Here is a 19,115-nt window from a genome sequence, read left to right as displayed (position 1 = left end):
GGCGCATCCGCTCGGGGTGATTTTGGGGTGATTCTGTGGGGGCTCTCCACCGTGCCGTACCACCCGAAAACAAGAGAACCCCTGGCCTGACCAGGGGTTCTCTGCAGTGGGCGATACCGGACTCGAACCGATGACCTCTTCCGTGTGAAGGAAGCGCGCTACCAACTGCGCCAATCGCCCATGACCTGTACGGTCGATATTCGATATTACCCGACGAGGCGGGGCTGTCTTGACCATTCCGCGAGACACGCGCGAGATCCGGTGCTGGTTTGGCGTCCTGCTGATCTTCGGCTAATGTTTTACAAGTGCCCGGGGCGTCCGGGAACGAAATGCGGATGTAGCGCAGTTGGTAGCGCATCACCTTGCCAAGGTGAGGGTCGCGAGTTCGAGTCTCGTCATCCGCTCGAGTGCAGGAGTCCTTTCGAGGATTCACGGCACGTGGGGTCAAACCACACGGTGGCGTGGCCGAGCGGCTAGGCACCGGCCTGCAAAGCCGTTTACACGGGTTCGAATCCCGTCGCCACCTCGCCGGAACAAACTGAATAGCCTGTACAGGCGCGATTGGCGCAGCGGTAGCGCGCTTCCCTGACACGGAAGAGGTCACTGGTTCGATCCCAGTATCGCGCACCCACGGAAGAAGCCCCCGACCAAGGTCGGGGGCTTCTTCGTTTCGGCGCCGCGGTCAGCTCGCGTGCGCGTCTGTTCCGTTGAGGATACCCACGACCTCGTCGTACTCGCCGCGCACCTCGGCGAACCGGAGGAACTTCACGCGCTCGACGAGGATCTCCCGCGGATCCTCGTCCGCAGCCAGCAGGGCCATCGTCTCATCGGCGAACTCCTCCAGGGGCATCGCCGTCGGGTTCTGCCGCTGCCCCGGCATGAGGTCCGTCTGCACGGACGGCGGCACGACCTCCACCACGCGCACCGAGGTGTCGGCGAACTGGAGCCGGATCGACTCGCTCAGCATGTGCACGAAGGCCTTGCTGGCGTTATAGGTCGGCGTCGGCCGCAGCGGCACGGATGCCAGTCCGCTCGAGACGGTGATGATCGCGGAGTCTGGTCTGGTCTGCAGGTGCTCGACGAAGGCGGCGATGAGCCGGATGGGACCGAGCACGTTCGTCGTGACGATGCGCTCGGAGGTCTGGAGGAACGTGGCGGGGGAGCGCCAGTCCTCGGAGACCATGATGCCGGCCATCGCGAGGACCGTGTCCAGCTCCGGATAGCGGGCGAGCACGTCGTCGGCGGCGGCCGTGATGCTCGTGGGATCCGACACGTCGATGACGACGGTTCCGAAGCCGTGCGCGGCGCGCAGCTCGTCGAGCAGTTCCGTGCGGCGTCCGCCGATGATGATCGTCGCGCCCGCAGACTGGAGGCGCTGCGCGAGCGCGAGACCGATGCCGCTCGTCGCGCCGGGAATGAAGATGGTGCGTCCTGAGATGTTCATGCCCTCATTCTTCGACCGTCGGCAGCCCTGGGGGAGAGACCTGCTGAACGGGGGATCCGCAGTCCCTGGCTCAGAACGGCGATCGGGGCGAGGATGAAGACATGGAGAGAGCAGAACTGGCCGGCTTCCTGCGCCGCCGTCGCGAGGAGCTCCGGCCCGAGGACGTCGGCCTGACCGCCGGCCCGCGGCGTCGAGCATCCGGCCTGCGGCGCGAGGAGGTGGCGCAGCTGACCGGGATGTCGGTCGACTACTACACGCGGCTCGAACAGGCGCGCGGTCCCCAGCCGAGCACGCAGATGCTCTCGGCGCTCGCCCGCTCGCTGCGGCTCAGCGCGGATGAGCGCGACTACCTGTTCCGTCTCGCAGGGCACAGCGCGCCCACGAGGACGGATGCCTCGCCGCATGTCGCGCCCGCGCTCCTGCGGGTGCTGGACCGGCTCGAAGACACCCCTGCCCTGATCCTCTCCGACATCGGCGAGGCGCTCGTCGCGAACCGTCTCGCCGTCGCGCTGTTCGGCGACTCGTCCGTGCTCACCGGTCATGAGCGCAGCGACGTGTACCGCTGGTTCCGGACCGATGGCGCTCGCGAGCTCTATCCTGCCGACGATCGCGATCGGCAGTCGAGGGCGCTGGTGGCGAATCTGAGGGTCGCCTACGGCATCCAGGGGCCGAGGTCGCGCGCGGGGGCTCTCGTCCGCGCGCTCCTCGAGGAGAGTCCCGAGTTCGCCGGGCTCTGGGGACAGCAGGAGGTCGCCCGCCGCTTCGAGGACCACAAGGTGCTCATCCACCCGGTGATCGGACCGATCGAGCTCGACTGCCAGGTGCTGTTCACCGAGGACCAGTCGCAGGCCCTTCTCGTGCTCACCGCCGCCGATCGCGCCGCCGCGGAGCAGGTGCGGCTGCTCGACGTCGTCGGGTCCGAACGGTTCCCCCTGCGCAACTAAGATGGTCCGGTGACCACTGGATTCGATCTGTACCCCGACCGGAACGTCGTCGCCCTGCGCGTCGACGGCGAACTCAAGGACCTCTCCGCCGAGGTCACCGAGACGCAGACCACCGAGCCGGTCACGATCGACAGCGCCGATGGCCTCAACATCCTGCGCCACTCCACCGCGCACGTGCTCGCGCAGGCCGTGCAGCGCCTGCACCCCGAGGCGGATCTCGGGATCGGCCCGTTCATCACCGACGGGTTCTATTACGACTTCGGCGTCGAGAACCCCTTCACCCCGGAAGATCTGAAGGCGATCTCGAAGGAGATGCAGCGCATCGTCCGCGAGGGCCAGCGCTTCACCCGTCGGGTCGTGACCGCGGACGAGGCGCGGGCGGAGCTCGCGGACGAGCCCTTCAAGCTCGAGCTCATCGATCTGGCCGGCGGTCCCGGCTCCGGCGCGAACGCCGCCGAGGGCGCCTCCGTGGAGGTCGGCGCCGGCGACTTGACCATCTACGACAACGTCACCCGCGACGGCGAGGTCGCCTGGAAGGATCTCTGCCGCGGTCCGCACGTGCCGAGCACCCGCATGGTCGGCAACGGCTGGGACCTCACCCGCATCGCCGCAGCCTATTGGCGGGGGAGTGAGAAGAACCCGCAGCTGCAGCGCATCTACGGCACCGCCTGGCCGACCAAGGACGAGCTGCGGGCGTACCAGGAACGGCTCGCGGAGGCCGCCAAGCGAGATCACCGCCGGCTGGGCAAGGAGCTCGACCTCTTCTCGTTCCCGGAGGAGATCGGCTCGGGTCTGAGCGTCTGGCATCCGCGCGGCGGCATCGTCCGCGGCGAGATGGAGCAGCACGCCCGCCGGCGGCACATCGAGAGCGGCTACACCTACGTGTACACGCCGCACATCTCGAAGGAGGATCTCTTCCTCACCTCGAACCACCTCGTCACCTACAAGGAGGGGATGTTCCCGCCCATCGTCATGGACGAGGAGCGGGACGAGAACGGCGAGATCACCAAGCAGGGGCAGGACTACTACCTGAAGCCCATGAACTGCCCGATGCACATCCTCATCTACAAGGAGCGCGCGCGGAGCTATCGCGATCTGCCTCTGCGTCTGGCGGAGAACGGCACGGTGTATCGCAACGAGCTGTCCGGAGCGCTGCACGGTCTGACGCGTGTGCGCGGCTTCACCCAGGACGACTCGCACCTGTTCGTCACGCCCGATCAGCTGGAAGAGGAGGTCGGGAAGGTCCTGGAGTTCATCCTCTCGATGCTCAGGGACTTCGGTCTGACCGACTTCGAGCTCGAGCTGTCGATGAAGGACGATGAGAAGTCCAAGTGGATCGGTTCGGACGAGTTCTGGGAGTCTTCCACGGATGCTCTGCGGCGCGTCGCGCTCGCCTCCGGCCTCAAGCTCACCGAGGTGCCGGGGGAGGCGGCGTTCTACGGCCCGAAGATCGACCTGAAGACCCGCGACGCGATCGGCCGCACCTGGCAGCTCTCCACCGTCCAGGTGGATCCGAACCTGCCGGAGCGCTTCGACCTGGAGTTCATGGACAAGGACGGCCAGAAGAAGCGGCCGATCATGATCCACCGGGCGCTGTTCGGCTCGATCGAGCGGTTCTTCGCGATCCTGCTCGAGCACTACTCCGGCGACTTCCCGCTGTGGCTGGCGCCCGCACAGGTCGTCGCCGTGCCGGTCGCCGAGCAGTACGGCGAGTATCTCGACGACGTCATCGCGCAGCTGCGCTCCGCGGGCGTGCGCGCCGAGGTCGACCACTCCGACGACCGGATGCAGAAGAAGATCCGCACGCACACCACGTCCAAGGTGCCGCTGATCCTCATCGCCGGCGAGCAGGACCGGGATGCCGGGACGGTGTCCTTCCGGTTCCGCGACGGCACCCAGGAGAACGGCGTCCCCGTCGCGGACGCGATCGCACGGATCCGCGCGGCCATCGCCTCGCACGCGCTCGTGCTGAAGGCCGAGGACCTGGCGTGAGCGACGAGGGCGCGGCGTCCGGGGGAGCTCTCCCCGAGGACGCCGCGCACCTCGCCGGCGTGCCGGACGCGTTCCAGCGGCTGTGGACCCCGCACCGGATGGCGTACATCCAGGCGGGGCCTGAACCTCTGCGGGAGGAGTGCCCGTTCTGCGAGGCGCCGAGGCATCCCGACGCTGATCGCCTCATCGTCGCGCGCGGTGAGACCGCCTACGTGCTGCTGAATCTGTTCCCGTACAACTCGGGCCATCTCCTCGTCTGCCCCTACCGGCACATCGCCACCTACGATCAGGCGACGGCCGAGGAGGTCGCGGAGATCGGCGCGCTCACCCAGACCGGCATGCGCGTTCTCAGAGGGGTCTCGCGCTGCGACGGGTTCAACCTCGGGATGAACCAGGGCGCGGTCGCGGGCGCCGGCGTCGACGGGCACCTGCACCAGCACATCGTGCCGCGGTGGGCATCGGATGCGAACTTCTTCCCGATCATCGCCAAGACGAAGGCCCTTCCGCAGCTCCTCGGCGATGTCAGGGACACCATCGCCGAGGCGTGGCCTGTCACAAAATAGTCTCGTAGTTATATTCGAATAGTCGTTGCATATGTTCGAAGTAATATGCGATAATGAAGTATGCTCGTCGTCCAGGAGATCAGCGCCCCTCGTGAGGAGGAGCTGCTTGAGGTCTTCGAGGGGCTGAACGCGGAGCTTGCCGCTCTCGAAGCCCGCAGAGTACGGGTGCTCGCCGAGCGTTTTGATCTGCTCCTCGATGACGACCCCTTTCTGTCACCGCATCACGACATCGCCGTACGGGCGCTGGTTGCGGAGCTGGCAGCGACTGCGCATCTGTCTCATACTGCGATGGAGACCGCGATGTGCCGCGCTCACATCCTCGTGCACAGCTATCCGCGCGCGCTTCGTGCCCTCGAAGACGGCGTCATCACACTGCGGCATGCAGAGGTGATCATCCAGGCCGGCTCGGCATTGGACTCCGCGTCCGAGGCGGAGCGTGCCGAGTACGAGGGGCGTGTTCTGGAGCACGCCGTCTGCGAGACACCAGGGCGGACGGAGTCGATCGCCAAGCTGATCGCCGCAGAGGTGGCGCCGACCACCGTCGCGGATCGTCACCGCTGCGCTCGTGAGCGCCGTGGTGTGCGGGCGCGCTCTCTCGATGACGGCATGGGCGAACTCGTGATCACTGCGGCAGAGCTGCACGTCAGGGCGGCCTATGACCGTGCCACAGAGGTCGCCAGGCAGATCATCGCGCAGCGACCGGCGGTCGGCCCTTCCGAGAAGGACGCCGATACCGGGAAGGCCGACGTCCGCACGCTCGAGCAGGTCCGCTCCGACGTCGTGATGGAGCTGCTCCTGGCCGCTCCGGTCGGGTCGGTCGAGGGGACTCCCGCCGAGAGGATCACGGCGACCGTGCAGGTCACGATCGCAGCAGCTGCCCTCGCGGGCGCCGACGATCGGATGGCCGAGTTCGACGGATTCGGCCCCGTGCTCTCCGAGGACGCCCGAATGCTCGCCGGGTTCGCGACGACCTGGGAGCGGCTGTTCGTCGCCGGCGATGGGATGGTCGTCGCGACGGATGCCTACACGCCGACGGCGAACATGAGGCGGTATCTCCGGGCACGGGATCAGCGATGCCGGTTCCCCGGATGTCGTCGTCCGGCCAGGCGATGCCAGATCGACCACAACCACGATCATGCCAAGGGCGGTAAGACCGAGATCTGCAATCTGAGCTGCTTCTGCACAGGGCATCACACGCTCAAGCATCCAGATCTACTCGATCGGCATCGATGGTCGGTGAGGCAATTGCCAGGGGGCGTCATCGCCTGGATCAGCCCGGCAGGTCACACGTACATCGATGAACCGCCGAGGCGCGTGGCCTTCGTCTAGCTTGTGTTTCATCGAGGGCATCTTCACCGTACTCGTTGTGGATGCGGGGACAGGTCTCATCCCGGGGTCGTCGACCTGCTGCAGAAGGTGGCGGCGTGCGAGGCGCACGGGTTCGCAGGGGATAGATGTGAGTGTCATCTTCGGGTTGACACTCACTACGCATGACCGTACGCTCGCATCATGAACGGATCGTCTTCGACGAGTGGCTTGTCGCTTGCGGATCTGGCTTCTGCCGTCGCATCCGGTGAGGAGGCGTTGTCGCGTTCAGGTGACGAGGTCACGATGATCCTTCGGACCGATGAGCTGGTCCGACGTTCGCACGAACGCTTGAGCGAGGCGGTGTCGATCGCGCGTTCGCGCGGCGTCTCGTGGCAGGCGATCGGCGATGCGCTCGGGGTGAGCCGGCAAGCGGCCTTCAAGCGATTCGGCACCGGGGGCGAGCGAGCGACGATCGGACGGCCGACAGATCTCCTGGATCGCACGAACGAGGTGTTCGCACATCTGGATGCCGGCGAGTACGAGGCGGTGCGTGCCCACATGACTTACACGTGCGCTCGTGCGCTTACCGAGCGCAGGCTGATGGGCGTGTGGGACGAGGTCCGCAGTGCCTCGGGACGACTCGAGGCATGCGTAGGGTCGACCGCGCAGACGGCGGATGGAGACACCGCATTGACGAGGTTCGCGAATCGACACGTGAGCACGGGAACGATCGTGCAGACGACGCTGCGACACGAGGACGGCGAGTGGATCGGCCGCGTCGCCTACAACGGCTCCGGAAAGATCACCGGCATCCTCATCGCTCCACCTGCTTCCCGCGATCTTGCGTTCTAGGTGGCGAGGGTAGCGAGATCGCTATACTTCCGGACGCCGCAGGCCCGTGTCGGAGCCCTCAGCGCATCTGACGCGCCGTGAACTGCGGCTTCGGGTGGGCGTAGGACTCCTGAGCCTCGATGAGCTGCAGCTCGCGCTCGCCGGAATCGAGGGTCAGCTTCAGCAGATCGAAGACGCTGGACGCCGTCCGCTCCAGCGCCGTTCGTGCGCTGCCGGTCTCCACATAATGCGCGGTGAAGAGAGCGGCGGTGACATCTCCGGAGCCGTTCGCCTTCATCGGCAGGTACGGCGTCTGCACGATCCATCCGCCGTCGTGATCGACGGCGAGCATCTCGATCGTGCCCTCCTCCCTGTCAGGGCGCTCGACGCTCGTCACGAGGACCGTGTTCGGCCCCATCGCGCGCGCTGCGTCGACGGAGGCGAGCGTGGACTCCAGGGTGTCAGGCTCCGTGCCGGTGAGGAAGCCGAGCTCGAACTGGTTCGGCGTGATGATGTCGGCCACGGGGACGACCCTCTCCCGGAGGAGCTCGGGGATGGCCGGGGCGACGAAGCATCCGCTCTTCGCGTTGCCCATCACGGGGTCGCAGGCGTACAGCGCGACGGGGTTCGCGGCCTTCACGCGCGCGACCGCATCGATGATCACGTCGCCTATGCCCTCGCCGCCCTGGTAGCCGGAAAGGACCGCGTCGACGTGCGCGAAGGCGCCCCGCTCCTCGATGCCCGTGATGACCTCGCGCACGTCGTCCGGCGCGATGAGCGGACCGCGCCAGGCGCCGTAGCCGGTGTGATTCGAGAAGTTGACGGTGTACACGGGCAGGACGTCCACTCCGATGCGCTGCAGGGGGAAGACGGCGGCGGAGTTGCCGACGTGGCCATAGGCGACGGCGGACTGGATCGACAGGATCTTCATGGGGCTCTCCTCTGATGGCTCAGGGTCGGGTGGCTCAGGATCGGGTGGCGGAGACGAGATCGGCGAGCAGGGCGTCGCTCTCCTCATCGGTGAGGTCGTGGACGGTCAGCCTCAGATGCCGGGACGGCTCCGAGAGCTCCGCGAGACGGAAGGCATCGCCGGTGCGTACCAGCCACCCTCGCCGCATCATGCGCTCGGAGACGAGGGATGCCGCATGGGGCAGCCGCACCCAGAGGTTCATGCCGTCGCCCTGCGTCGCCTCGAGGCCGTGCTCGCGCAGCCTTTCGGCGAAAGCGCCGTTGCGGGTCGCGTAGTGCCGGCCTGCAGCGGCGATCCTGGCCAGGGCGTCCGGATCCGTGACGAGGCCGAGGACGAGCCTTTGCAGAAGGTGGCTCACCCACGTCGTCCCGGGGCTGAGCCGCTGAGCGAGACGCGCCGCCGTCTCCGGGTCTGTCGCGGCCACGGCGAGGCACATGTCGGGGCCGAGGAACTTCGACACCGAGCGGATCAGGGCGAATCGGCGGTGCTCGGGCGTGATCAGGGATTCGTACGGGTGCGGCGACAGCATCGAGAAGTGGTCGTCCTCGATGATCAGAACGTACGGATGCTCGGCGAGGAGCTCCCGCAGCGCCGTGGCTCGCGCAGGACTCAGGCGCGCCCCCGTCGGGTTCTGCGCGCGCGGGGTGCAGATCACCGCACGGACGCCGGCATCCAGGGCGGCGCGGAGCCCGTCGACGGTCATGCCCTCGTCGTCCACGGGCACAGGGACGGCACGATATCCGCCGAGCCGCACGGTGTGGATGCTGGCGAGGAAGCAGGGGTCCTCCAGAGCCACGGCGTCGTCGCGCGTGAGGGCCTGGGCCAGCAGTCGCTCGACGGCATCCACCGCGCCGCTCGTGATCGTGATGCGGAAGTCGGGGTTCGGGAGGTCGCGGCCGACCCAGTCGCGCGCCCATGCCTCGAGAGCGGGATCGATCACGGGCTCGCCGTAGAGCACCGGCCGGCCTGCGACGCCGGCGAGCACGACCGAGGGGTCGGGGATGAGGAGCGGATCGGGATTCCCCGTGCCGACGTCGCGCAGCACGGTGTCGGGCGCGTATCCCTCCTGAGGCGTAGGCGCGTGCCCGGTGAGCACCGTTCCGGCCCTGCCGCGTGCGACGACGACCCCCGCCTGCGAGAGCAGACGATAGGCGGCGACCGCCGTGTTGCGATTCACGCCCAGTTGGGCGGCCAGCTCGCGCACGGGCGGGAGGGCGTCGCCGTCCGCCAGGACCCCGCGGTCGCGCAGGTCGCGCACGCTGTCGGCGATCTCGGCGGCGGTGGCGCCGGTGATCTCGTGTGCGTCTCTCATCGCCATCGAGTCTAGTTCGCCCTCGGACAGTGCTAGATTTTGGCATAGATCAATAGTTGGATTGACCCGTTGGAGGATCCCGATGTCCCGCACGACCGCCGTCACCGGCACAGGACGCGTCAAGCGCGGCCTCGCCGAGATGCTGAAGGGCGGCGTCATCATGGACGTCGTCACCGCCGAGCAGGCCAAGATCGCCGAGGACGCCGGGGCGGTCGCGGTCATGGCGCTGGAGCGCGTCCCCGCCGACATCCGGGCGCAGGGCGGCGTCTCGCGCATGAGCGATCCGGACATGATCGACAGCATCATCGAGGCGGTCTCCATCCCCGTGATGGCGAAAGCCCGCATCGGCCACTTCGTCGAGGCGCAGGTGCTCCAGGAGCTCGGCGTGGACTACATCGACGAATCCGAGGTGCTCTCGCCGGCGGACTACGTCAACCACATCGACAAGTTCGGGTTCACCGTCCCATTCGTCTGCGGGGCGACCAACCTGGGCGAGGCGCTGCGCCGCATCAACGAGGGCGCGGCCATGATCCGCTCCAAGGGCGAGGCGGGCACGGGCGACGTCTCCGAGGCCATGAAGCACATCCGGAAGATCCGAGGCGAGATCGCCGCCCTCACCTCCCTCCCGAAGGACGAGCTGTTCGTCGCGGCGAAGGAGCTGCAGGCGCCGTACGAGCTGGTCGCCGAGATCGCCGAGACGGGCAGCCTCCCCGTGGTGCTGTTCGTCGCGGGCGGCGTCGCGACGCCGGCGGATGCCGCGATGATGATGCAGCTCGGCGCCGACGGCGTCTTCGTCGGATCGGGCATCTTCAAGTCGGGAAATCCAGCGGAGCGTGCGAAGGCGATCGTGAAGGCGACGACCTTCTACGACGATCCTGCGGTGATCGCGGAGGTGTCCCGGGGCCTCGGCGAGGCCATGGTCGGCATCAACGTGTCCGACCTGCCGGCGCCGCACCGCCTCGCAGAGCGTGGCTGGTAACCGGACGAGCATCGGCGTCCTCGCGCTGCAGGGCGACGTCCGAGAGCACGAGGCCGTTCTGCGCGGCCTCGGCGCGGACGTCGTCCGGGTGCGCCGCCCCGAGGAGCTGGAACGGGTCGACGCGCTGGTGATCCCCGGCGGGGAGTCGAGCGTCATGGACAAGCTCTCCCGTGTCTTCGGGCTGCAGGGGCCGCTGCGCGCCGCGATCGCCGAGGGGATGCCGGTGCTCGGCACCTGCGCGGGGCTCATCCTCCTCGCCGACACCGTGCTCGACGCGATCGACGGGCAGGAATCCCTCGGCGGACTGGACGTCGCCGTCAGGCGCAACGCCTTCGGCGGGCAGCGCGAGTCCTTCGAAGCAGACCTGGACGTCCGGGGGATCGACGGTCCTGTGCACGCCGCCTTCATCCGAGGACCGGTGATCGAGAAGGTCGGACCGCTCGCCGAGCCGCTCGCCGCGCTCGACGACGGGCGGGTCGTCGCCGTCGAGCAGGGCCATCTGATCGGGCTGAGCTTCCATCCGGAGATCACGGGCGAGGCCCGCTTCCACGAGCGGCTTCTCGGCCTGGCGACCGCGCGCGGCTGATCCGCTCCGATAGCGTGGCGTCATGCGACGCGCCATCGGCTCCACCTCGGTCAGCGCGAGCGGCGGCAACGCCACCCTCGTCGGACGTCGTGGCGACGGCTGGTCGCGCGTCTCCTCGAGAGAGCTCCCGATCGACGAGGCGGTGGCTCTTCTCGAGGTGGACGGCCACGCCGGCGCGCACGCCGACCCCGGCTTCGTGAACGCCGTCGCCTCATCCGCCGACGGCGCGCCGCGGTTCTCGCCGGGGCAGGGGATCCTCTGGCGATACGGCCGCTACGTCGAGACGGCCAGGGTCATCCGCGACGACGCGCGCGGTCTCGTCGTGTGGATCGCGGCGGGCTCGGCCCGGCTCGAACCGGTGCCGGCGGACGGCCGACGCCCGCGGGACGTCCCGATGGCGGAGCGCTTCCGCGTGCCCTGGGTGGTCCGCGAGTCGGAGTGGAGGGGACAGGGCGTCGTGCGCGTCGCCCCCACGGGCAAGCCGTGGTCGGTCTGGTTCTTCCACCGTGAGGACGGGACGCCTGACGGCGCCTACATCAACCTCGAGCTGCCGCATCGCCGGCTCGAGGACGGCGTCTTCACCCGTGACCTCGTGCTGGATCTGTGGCTCGACGCCGAGCATCCGGGCAGCGAGGACGTCTGGCTCAAGGATGCCGACGAGCTCGTCGCCGCGACGGAGCAGGGCAGGTTCACCGCGGCGCAGGCCGAGGCGATCCGCTGCCTCGCCGATCACGCAGGCGCGGACTTCCTCACGGCCGGCGGATGGCCGCTCGACGAGGGCTGGGGCTCGTGGCGCCCGGATGCCGCGATGGACGCCCCGATCCGGCTTCCGGACACGGCCGCGATCGCCGCCGCGCGAGCGCGCTCCGGGAAGACCGGCGTCGACGGCTGAGACATCCCGCTCCTGAGCGCGCTCAGAGGCTCAGATCAGCTCCGCGAGCCAGCGCAGCGCCGGCATCGCCTGGGCGCGCTGGAAGGCGCGCAGACCGGGCAGCTGCGGGATCTCCGCTCGCGCCTGATTGAACCAGAGATACGATGCGAAGCCCGCCAGCACCGGCAGCAGGGCCTCCGGCGCCGGCGCGCCGTGCTCTCGGAACACCTCCCAGGTCGCCGCGCAGTCCGGACCGCCTGCCGCTTCGACGCTCGGGACGAACAGCGGCACGTCGAGCCAGGCGGTGCCCCGGCACGCGGCCGGCCAGTCGACGAGACGGGCGCGGCCGTCGGCGATGAGGAGATTGTCGGCGCGGAGGTCGCCGTGCATCAGAGCGTCGCCGCGGACGACGTCCGCAAGGCCCGCGTCGAGGTCGATGAGCGCGTCGAGGCGATCGCGGATGCCGTCGGGAAGAGCGTCGCGCAGGGCATCCGTCTCGGAGATCTCGCGCCAGCGCGTGAAATCGCCGTTCAGGTCCTGCTCGGCGGCGGGGATCTCCGCGGGGGCGGGCGTCTCGGCGAGCACGGACAGGGTCTCCGCGATCGCGTGAAGGTCCTCGCGTCGCCACGGCGCGCCCGGCTGGGCTCCGTCGATGGCCTCGAGGACGAGCGCCGTTCCGTGATCGTCGTCGAAGACCTCGATCAGCGCAGGAGCGGTCGGCGGGGCGGCCAGGCGCAGCACCTCCGCCTCACGGCGGAGGAAGGAGCGCGAATCCGCGTGCGCATCCGGCGCGATCGCCTTCACGAAGGCTGCACCTGCGGTCGTCCGCACGACACCCGCGTAACCGGCGCCGAATCCGCCGTGCGCTCCGGCGTCCGCGACGTACTCCCCGCCGATCGCATCGACGATCGACGTCCGCAGGCGGCGGGGCAGCGATCCCCAGGTCGGTCGGAATCTGTCGGCACCCATACGCATCGGATCAACGTACACCGACGTTTCGTTACAATGGACGACGCCCTGGATACGTCTCAGGGCGGATACGACGAGCGGAGACCTATGTCCGGGCATTCCAAGTGGGCCACCACGAAGCACAAGAAGGCCGTCATCGACGCCAAGCGCGCGAAGTCGTGGGCCAAGCTCATCAAGAACATCGAGGTGGCAGCCAAGCTCGGCGGGCCCGACCAGGCCGGCAACCCGACCCTGTTCGACGCGGTGCTGAAGGCGAAGAAGACCTCGGTCCCGAAGGACAACATCGATCGTGCGATCAAGCGCGGCGCCGGCATCGGCGGCGAGGTCGTCGAATACACCTCGATCATGTACGAGGGCTACGGTCCCAACGGCGTCGCCCTCATGATCGAGTGCCTGACGGACAACAAGAACCGCGCGGCCGCAGAGGTGCGCACCGCGCTGAGCCGCAACGGCGGCACGCTCGCCGATCCCGGCAGCGTCGCGTACAACTTCAGCCGCAAGGGCGTGATCGTGGTCGGCTCGGAGGGGACGACGGAGGACGACGTCATGATGGCCGCCCTCGAGGCGGGCGCCGAGGAGATCGAGCCGCACGCCGAAGGCTTCGAGGTCATCACGGAGGCCACCGATCTCGTGACGGTGCGCTCCGCGCTGCAGGACGCCGGCATCGATTACGAGTCCGCAGACGTCGAGTTCGTGCCGAACCTCAAGGTGGAGATCGACGCGGACACCGCTCGCAAGGTCTTCCGTCTCATCGACGCCCTCGAGGACAGCGAGGACGTCCAGAACGTCTTCAGCAACTTCGACCTGACCGCAGAGGTCCAGGCCGAGCTCGAAGAGGACGAGTAAGGCGCGGCGTGCGGGCGAGGTCGAGGTGCGCGAATAGCCTGGGGGAGTGACCACCTCCTCGCTGCGCGTCCTCGGCATCGACCCCGGCCTCACCCGCTGCGGCGTCGGCATCGTGGACGTCGACCGCTCCCGTCGCGCGCGTCTCGTGCACGTCGGCGTCGTCCGGACGCCGGTGGACGCGCCGATCGGCGAACGTCTGGCGCTCGTCGCCTCCGGCATCCGCGCGGTCCTCGAGGAGCACGAGCCCGATGCCGTGGCGGTGGAGCGCGTCTTCGCGCAGCACAACAGCCATACCGTGATGGGGACCGCCCAGGCGAGCGGCGTCGCCCTGCTGCTCGCCGCAGAGGCCGGGCTCCCCGCCGCGACCCACACGCCGAGCGAGGTCAAGGCGGCGGTCACCGGCTACGGATCGGCGGACAAGAGACAGGTGCAGGCGATGATCGCGCGCATCCTGCGCCTGGATTCGCCGCCTCAGCCGGCGGACGCCGCGGACGCCCTGGCGATCGCCCTCTGCCACGCCTGGCGCAGGGACGCGTCCGCGCCCGAGTCCGGGGCCCTGACGCCCGCGCAGCGCGCGTGGGCGGAGGCAGAGCGTGTCGCTCGAACATAACTACGATGTGGCGTCGTAAGGTGGGGAGATGATCTCCTCCCTGCACGGCGTCGTCCTGCATGCCACGTCCGACCAGGTCGTCGTCGAGGTGGGGGGCGTCGGGCTCTCGGTCGCCGTCCCCGCCGATGTGGCGCACACCGCGCGCGTGGGGGAGCAGCTGCGCCTGCACACGAGCCTCATCGTGCGGGAGGACTCGCTGTCGCTCTTCGGCTTCGCCGAACGCGACGAGCTGGAGATCTTCGGGCTGCTCGTCGGCGTGACGGGCGTGGGGCCGAAGTCCGCGCTCGGCGTGCTGTCGCACCTCACGGTCGACCAGATCGCCGAGGCGGTCACGACGGAGGACGATGCCCCGTTCCGGCGCGTGTCCGGCATCGGGCCGAAGACGGCGAAGCTCATCGTCCTGCAGCTCGCGGGCAAGGTGCACGCCGTGGCGGCGCCGGCGCGCAGGACTCCCGCGACGGCCGTCGACATCGCCGGTCAGGTCACGGCGGCGCTCGTCGGGCTCGGCTGGTCCGAGAAGGTCGCAGCGGAGGCCGCGGCGCAGACCTTCGAGCAGTCGACGGAGGCCGAGCAGTCCTCGGTCGCGGCGCTCCTGCGGCGCACGCTGGCCCTGCTGGGCCCCGCGCAGGGGGGCGCACGTGGCTGACGAGCTCGACGCCTCGGAGCCCGTCGACGAGACGGAGCTCGCGATCGAAGGCGCGCTGCGTCCGACGAGCCTGGGGGAGTTCGTCGGGCAGCCCAAGGTCCGCGGTCAGCTGCAGCTGCTGCTCGAGGCGGCGCGCATCCAGCAGCGTCCGGCCGACCACATCCTGCTCGCAGGCCCTCCCGGTCTCGGCAAGACCACGCTGGCGATGATCGTCGCCCACGAGAGCGAGCGTCCGCTGCGCCTCAGCAGCGGTCCCGCGATCCAGCACGCCGGCGACCTCGCCGCGCTGCTCTCGAGCCTCGTCCCCGGCGAGGTGCTCTTCATCGACGAGATCCATCGCATGGCGCGCTCGGCCGAGGAGATGCTCTATCTCGCGATGGAGGACTTCCGCATCGACATCATGGTCGGCAAAGGCGCGGGCGCCACCAGCATCCCCCTGGACCTCGCCCCGTTCACGCTGGTCGGCGCGACGACGCGGTCGGGTCTGCTCCCGAACCCGCTGCGCGACCGCTTCGGCTTCACCGGGCACCTGGAGTTCTACGAGGACTCCGATCTCGAAAGGGTGATCGCCCGATCCGCTCTCGTGCTGGGCGTGCAGCTGCCGGAGGACGCCCGTTCCGAGATCGCCCGTCGCTCCCGCGGCACGCCCCGTATCGCCAACCGCCTGCTGCGCCGCGTGCGCGACTACGCCCTCGTGCACGGCGCCCGCGACACGGCCTCCGTCGAGGACGTCCGCGCGGCGCTCGAGCTGTACGACGTCGACGCGATCGGGCTCGACAGGCTCGACAGGGCCGTTCTCGACACCCTCGTCCGTCGTTTCCGAGGAGGACCCGTCGGACTCAGCACCCTCGCCGTGGCCGTGGGGGAGGAGGCTGAGACCGTGGAGAGCGTGGTCGAGCCCTATCTCGTCCGCATCGGCTTCCTCGGCCGCACGCCGCGAGGCAGGGTGGCGATGCCCGAGGCCTATGCGCATCTCGGGGTCGTGCATCCCGAGGGGGCCGCATTGTTCGATGACCTATAATCACTGAAGGCTTCCCCCCGACCCCTCTCGTACGCTCGGACGCGTGCGTCCCGAAAGGTTCCCCTGATGGAAATTGTGCTGTTCGGTCTCCTCGCCGTCCTGATCGTGTTCATGTTCTTCAACACGCGCAGGCGCAACAAGCAGATGGCCGCGGAACGCGAGGAGAAGGCGGCCAAGACCGTTCCGGGTGCGAAGGTCATGCTGCAGGGCGGCCTCTACGGCACGATCGTGGCCTTCGATCCGGAGAACCTCGACAAGCCCGCGCTCGTCGAGCTCGCCCCCGGCGCCGTCGTCGAGGTGCACAGCCAGGCCATTCTGCGTATTGTCGAGCCTGAGGATGCGACCGAGGAATCGGACGACGCCGAGACGGAGTCCGAGGAGGACACCTCCTTCGTGTCGGTCGAGACTCCGGAGGAGACCCGCGCTCGCCTCGAGCGCGACGCCGACGACAAGTAAGTCCTCGCTCGACCGCCTTCCGGCCTCTTAGAAAGCGCGACACCCGTGGCCTCATCCACCCCGACCCGCCATGCGTGGCGGGTCCTGCTCGGTCTGCTCCTCGTCACCGCTGCGCTCTTCGGCATCAACGCCGTCGGCGTCTACGGCTTCCAGAAGAGCTCGTGGGCTCCCGAACTGGCGCTCGATCTGCAGGGGGGGACGCAGATCATCCTCAGCGCGGTGACGGAGGACGGCGCGGACCCGACGCAGGAGCAGCTCGACCAGGCCGCCGCGATCATCCGGCAGCGCGTCGACGCCTCGGGCGTCGCCGAGGCGGACATCACCACCGAGGGCGGACGAAACATCGTCGTCCAGATCCCCGGCCCGGCCGATCAGGCCACGCGCGACCGCATCCAGGCCAGTGCGCAGCTCGAGCTGCGATCGGTCATCCTGACGACCGAGGCGGCGACGTCCTTCGTCGGCGAGGACGGCAACAGCACCCCGTATCCGACGCCCGACCCGACGCTCGACGACGTGCCCACCCCGGCGCCGACCGACGGCAGCGACCCCGCCTGGGTCACGGAGAAGCTCAGCGCCGAGGTGCTCGCGTACGACTGCTCGGATCCGGCGAACGACCCGGCGAGCGGGCCGGCGGACCAGCCGCTGATCGCCTGCGATCCGACGAACACGGTCAAGTACCTGCTCGGCCCCGTCGAGCTCACCGGGGACTCCATCGCCGACGCCTCCGCCGGTCGCGATCAGCGCTCGGCCGCCTGGGTCGTCCAGCTCGACTTCGACGACGAAGGCACAACGGTCTTCGGCGAGATCAGCCAGCGCCTCTACCAGAACCAGCTCGCGGGGCTCAGCCCGCGCGACCAGTTCGCGTTCGTGCTCGACGGCTCCGTCATCTCCGCGCCTCAGATGAACGGCGTCATCACCAACGGCCGTCCCTCCATCTCGGGCAGCTTCACGCAGGAGTCCGCGACGGCTCTGGCGGATCAGCTGAGGTACGGCGCGCTGCCGCTGAGCTTCACCGTGGAGAGCTCCGACACCGTCTCCGCCACGCTCGGCACGCAGCAGCTGCAGATCGGCCTCATCGCCGGGCTCATCGGACTCGGGCTCGTCGCGCTGTACTCGCTGCTCAGCTACCGGGCGCTCGGCTGGGTGATCATCGCGTCGATCGCGGTGATGGGCGTGCTCACATACATCATCATCTGCATCCTCGCCTGGCGCCTCGGCTATCGCCTGTCGCTCGCCGGCGTCGCGGGCCTGATCGTGTCCATCGGATTCACGGCGGACTCGTTCATCGTCTACTTCGAGCGAATAAGGGACGAGCTGCGAGACGGGAAGTCGATCACGGCATCCGTCGAGGACGGCTGGGGCCGCGCCAAGCGCACGATCTACATCTCCAAGTCGATCAACATCCTCGCCGCGGTCGTGCTGTACATCCTGGCCGACGCCACGGTGAAGGGCTTCGCGTTCACGCTGGGGCTCACGACCCTGATCGATGTCTTCATCTTCGTGATCTTCACGCACCCGGTCATGCAGCTGCTCGCGCGGACGAAGTTCTTCGGCGGCGGGCATCGGCTCTCCGGTCTCGATCCGGAGTCGCTGGGCGCCGTCTACCGCACCCGCACGCAGTTCCGCGAGGTGGAGACCGCGACCGCCGGACGCGCGGCGCGCAACGCGCGCTCGAGAGCGGAAGCGGATCGGCGGCAGACCATCGCCGAGCGCAAGAGGGCGGAGGCGCTCGCCTCCGAACCCACGACCAGCGGCGAGAAGGGGGAGTGACGGCTGATGTTCTCCATGAATGAGTTCGGCAACAACCTCTACACGGGCAAGACCTCGTTCCCGTTCGTCGGCCGCCGCGGTCTGTGGTTCATCGTCGCGATCGTGCTCGTCGTCGGCTCCGCGCTGATGCTGTTCATCCGTCCGCCGCAGTTCTCCATCGAGTTCACCGGCGGGTCGCAGTTCACCGTCACGGCGCCGGACAGCATCGATCAGTCGCTCGCCTCGGATGCCGTGCACGAGGTCGTCCCCGGGGCGACGACGAAGATCGTCATCGTCAACGGCACGGACATCCGCGTCCAGACCGATCAGCTCGACGACACCCGGACGCAGCAGGTCTCCGCGGCCCTCGCCGATGCGTACGGCGTGTCGGCGGACGAGGTGACGTCTTCGTTCATCGGCCCGGCCTGGGGCGAGAACGTCACGCGGCAGTCGCTCTGGGGCCTGGCGATCTTCCTCGCCCTGACCTTCCTCATCCTCGCGATCTACTTCCGCACCTGGAAGATGTCGGCGGCCGCGATCATCGGCCTGCTCGACGTGCTCGTGATCACGGTCGGCGTCTACGCCGTCTCGGGCTTCGAGATCTCCCCCGCCGCGGTCATCGGCTTCCTCACGATCCTGGCGTACTCCCTCTACGACACCACCGTCGTCTTCGACAAGATCAGGGAGAACACCACCGAGGACGGCGAGAAGTCCTCCCGTCTGTTCGGGGAGTCCGTGAACCTCGCGGTCAACCAGACGCTGGTCCGCTCGATCAACACCTCGATCGTGGCCGCGCTGCCGGTCGGCGCGATCCTGTTCATCGGATCCTTCTGGCTCGGCGCGGAGACGCTCACCGACATCTCGCTGTCGATCTTCGTCGGCATCCTGGTCGCGACCTACTCGACGCTCTTCGTCGCGGCGCCGCTGTACTCGCTGTTCCGCGAGAAGGAGCCGCAGATCGCCGCGCGCGACGCGCGCATCCTGGAGACGCGCTCGCGCTCTGTCGAGACGGTGTGAC

General features: G+C 68.6%; 19 protein-coding genes and 4 tRNA genes. 18 read left to right on the top strand and 5 right to left on the bottom strand.

What is annotated here, in order from left to right; genetic code table 11:
• Nucleotides 1–107: 107 nt before the first annotated feature.
• Nucleotides 108–180, bottom strand: a tRNA-Val gene (locus ACYVGQ_RS09695).
• Between the two features lie 151 nt (nt 181–331).
• On the opposite strand from ACYVGQ_RS09695, the gene ACYVGQ_RS09690 reads away from it, so the two are divergent.
• The 3 genes from ACYVGQ_RS09690 (at nt 332) to ACYVGQ_RS09680 (ending at nt 627) form a co-directional block, all read left to right on the top strand.
• Nucleotides 332–404, top strand: a tRNA-Gly gene (locus tag ACYVGQ_RS09690).
• Nucleotides 405–455: 51 nt separating this feature from the next.
• A tRNA-Cys gene (locus tag ACYVGQ_RS09685) sits at nt 456–526 on the top strand.
• 29 nt (nt 527–555) lie between these two features.
• Nucleotides 556–627, top strand: a tRNA-Val gene (locus tag ACYVGQ_RS09680).
• A 55-nt stretch (nt 628–682) separates the two neighbouring features.
• Here ACYVGQ_RS09680 and ACYVGQ_RS09675 read toward each other — a convergent pair.
• Nucleotides 683–1,444: an SDR family oxidoreductase gene (locus tag ACYVGQ_RS09675; RefSeq protein ID WP_460784417.1), complete on the bottom strand. Its 762-nt coding sequence runs from the start codon at nt 1,442–1,444 to the stop codon at nt 683–685.
• 101 nt (nt 1,445–1,545) lie between these two features.
• Here ACYVGQ_RS09675 and ACYVGQ_RS09670 point away from each other — a divergent pair, with 101 nt between their 5' ends.
• The 5 genes from ACYVGQ_RS09670 (at nt 1,546) to ACYVGQ_RS09650 (ending at nt 7,103) form a co-directional block, all read left to right on the top strand.
• Complete coding sequence (locus tag ACYVGQ_RS09670) at nt 1,546–2,388, top strand: helix-turn-helix transcriptional regulator (RefSeq protein WP_460784416.1); 843 nt, start codon at nt 1,546–1,548, stop codon at nt 2,386–2,388.
• A 9-nt stretch (nt 2,389–2,397) separates the two neighbouring features.
• Complete coding sequence (thrS, locus tag ACYVGQ_RS09665) at nt 2,398–4,380, top strand: threonine--tRNA ligase (protein WP_460784415.1); 1,983 nt, start codon at nt 2,398–2,400, stop codon at nt 4,378–4,380.
• On the top strand, nt 4,377–4,943 hold the full coding sequence (locus ACYVGQ_RS09660; protein ID WP_460784414.1) for an HIT family protein: 567 nt from the start codon (nt 4,377–4,379) through the stop codon (nt 4,941–4,943). Before thrS ends, ACYVGQ_RS09660 begins: the two co-directional genes overlap by 4 nt.
• Nucleotides 4,944–5,003: 60 nt before the next feature.
• Nucleotides 5,004–6,272, top strand: a complete 1,269-nt coding sequence (locus ACYVGQ_RS09655; RefSeq protein ID WP_460784413.1) for an HNH endonuclease signature motif containing protein — start codon at nt 5,004–5,006, stop codon at nt 6,270–6,272.
• Nucleotides 6,273–6,554: 282 nt separating this feature from the next.
• A complete protein-coding gene (locus ACYVGQ_RS09650; RefSeq protein ID WP_460784412.1) occupies nt 6,555–7,103 on the top strand; it encodes a hypothetical protein in 549 nt (182 codons plus the stop codon).
• A gap of 58 nt (nt 7,104–7,161) precedes the next feature.
• Here the strand turns inward: ACYVGQ_RS09650 and pdxY are convergent, their stop codons facing one another.
• Nucleotides 7,162–8,013 carry a pyridoxal kinase PdxY gene (gene pdxY, locus ACYVGQ_RS09645; protein WP_460784411.1) on the bottom strand — a complete coding sequence of 284 codons (852 nt, stop codon included), beginning with the start codon at nt 8,011–8,013 and terminating at the stop codon, nt 7,162–7,164.
• A gap of 34 nt (nt 8,014–8,047) precedes the next feature.
• Complete coding sequence (locus tag ACYVGQ_RS09640) at nt 8,048–9,364, bottom strand: aminotransferase class I/II-fold pyridoxal phosphate-dependent enzyme (RefSeq protein ID WP_460784410.1); 1,317 nt, start codon at nt 9,362–9,364, stop codon at nt 8,048–8,050.
• Between the two features lie 82 nt (nt 9,365–9,446).
• On the opposite strand from ACYVGQ_RS09640, the gene pdxS reads away from it, so the two are divergent.
• The 3 genes from pdxS to ACYVGQ_RS09625 are packed head-to-tail and all read left to right on the top strand — an operon-like array spanning nt 9,447 to nt 11,821.
• A complete protein-coding gene (pdxS, locus tag ACYVGQ_RS09635; protein ID WP_460784409.1) occupies nt 9,447–10,343 on the top strand; it encodes a pyridoxal 5'-phosphate synthase lyase subunit PdxS in 897 nt (298 codons plus the stop codon).
• Nucleotides 10,333–10,929 (top strand): pyridoxal 5'-phosphate synthase glutaminase subunit PdxT, encoded by a 597-nt coding sequence (gene pdxT, locus ACYVGQ_RS09630; protein WP_460784408.1) that lies wholly within the window; start codon nt 10,333–10,335, stop codon nt 10,927–10,929. Before pdxS ends, pdxT begins: the two co-directional genes overlap by 11 nt.
• A gap of 22 nt (nt 10,930–10,951) precedes the next feature.
• Nucleotides 10,952–11,821 carry a ribonuclease FAU-1 family protein gene (locus ACYVGQ_RS09625; protein WP_460784407.1) on the top strand — a complete coding sequence of 290 codons (870 nt, stop codon included), beginning with the start codon at nt 10,952–10,954 and terminating at the stop codon, nt 11,819–11,821.
• A 30-nt stretch (nt 11,822–11,851) separates the two neighbouring features.
• Here the strand turns inward: ACYVGQ_RS09625 and ACYVGQ_RS09620 are convergent, their stop codons facing one another.
• Complete coding sequence (locus ACYVGQ_RS09620) at nt 11,852–12,769, bottom strand: phosphotransferase family protein (RefSeq protein WP_460784406.1); 918 nt, start codon at nt 12,767–12,769, stop codon at nt 11,852–11,854.
• A gap of 87 nt (nt 12,770–12,856) precedes the next feature.
• Between ACYVGQ_RS09620 and ACYVGQ_RS09615 the strand changes: the two genes are divergently transcribed.
• The 7 genes from ACYVGQ_RS09615 (at nt 12,857) to secF (ending at nt 19,114) form a co-directional block, all read left to right on the top strand.
• Nucleotides 12,857–13,615 carry a YebC/PmpR family DNA-binding transcriptional regulator gene (locus ACYVGQ_RS09615; RefSeq protein WP_460784405.1) on the top strand — a complete coding sequence of 253 codons (759 nt, stop codon included), beginning with the start codon at nt 12,857–12,859 and terminating at the stop codon, nt 13,613–13,615.
• Nucleotides 13,616–13,661: 46 nt separating this feature from the next.
• Complete coding sequence (ruvC, locus tag ACYVGQ_RS09610; protein WP_460784404.1) at nt 13,662–14,225, top strand: crossover junction endodeoxyribonuclease RuvC; 564 nt, start codon at nt 13,662–13,664, stop codon at nt 14,223–14,225.
• Nucleotides 14,226–14,253: 28 nt separating this feature from the next.
• On the top strand, nt 14,254–14,871 hold the full coding sequence (ruvA, locus tag ACYVGQ_RS09605) for a Holliday junction branch migration protein RuvA (RefSeq protein ID WP_460784403.1): 618 nt from the start codon (nt 14,254–14,256) through the stop codon (nt 14,869–14,871).
• A complete protein-coding gene (gene ruvB, locus ACYVGQ_RS09600; RefSeq protein WP_460784402.1) occupies nt 14,864–15,892 on the top strand; it encodes a Holliday junction branch migration DNA helicase RuvB in 1,029 nt (342 codons plus the stop codon). Before ruvA ends, ruvB begins: the two co-directional genes overlap by 8 nt.
• A 66-nt stretch (nt 15,893–15,958) precedes the next feature.
• Nucleotides 15,959–16,348 (top strand): preprotein translocase subunit YajC, encoded by a 390-nt coding sequence (locus ACYVGQ_RS09595; RefSeq protein WP_460784401.1) that lies wholly within the window; start codon nt 15,959–15,961, stop codon nt 16,346–16,348.
• A gap of 45 nt (nt 16,349–16,393) precedes the next feature.
• Nucleotides 16,394–18,118 (top strand): protein translocase subunit SecD, encoded by a 1,725-nt coding sequence (secD, locus tag ACYVGQ_RS09590; RefSeq protein ID WP_460784400.1) that lies wholly within the window; start codon nt 16,394–16,396, stop codon nt 18,116–18,118.
• 6 nt (nt 18,119–18,124) lie between these two features.
• A complete protein-coding gene (gene secF / locus ACYVGQ_RS09585) occupies nt 18,125–19,114 on the top strand; it encodes a protein translocase subunit SecF (RefSeq protein WP_460784399.1) in 990 nt (329 codons plus the stop codon).
• Nucleotide 19,115: the final 1 nt, after the last annotated feature.

It is taken from the genome of Microbacterium tumbae (assembly GCF_054780175.1).
This window is presented reverse-complemented; position numbering and strand designations above follow the sequence as displayed.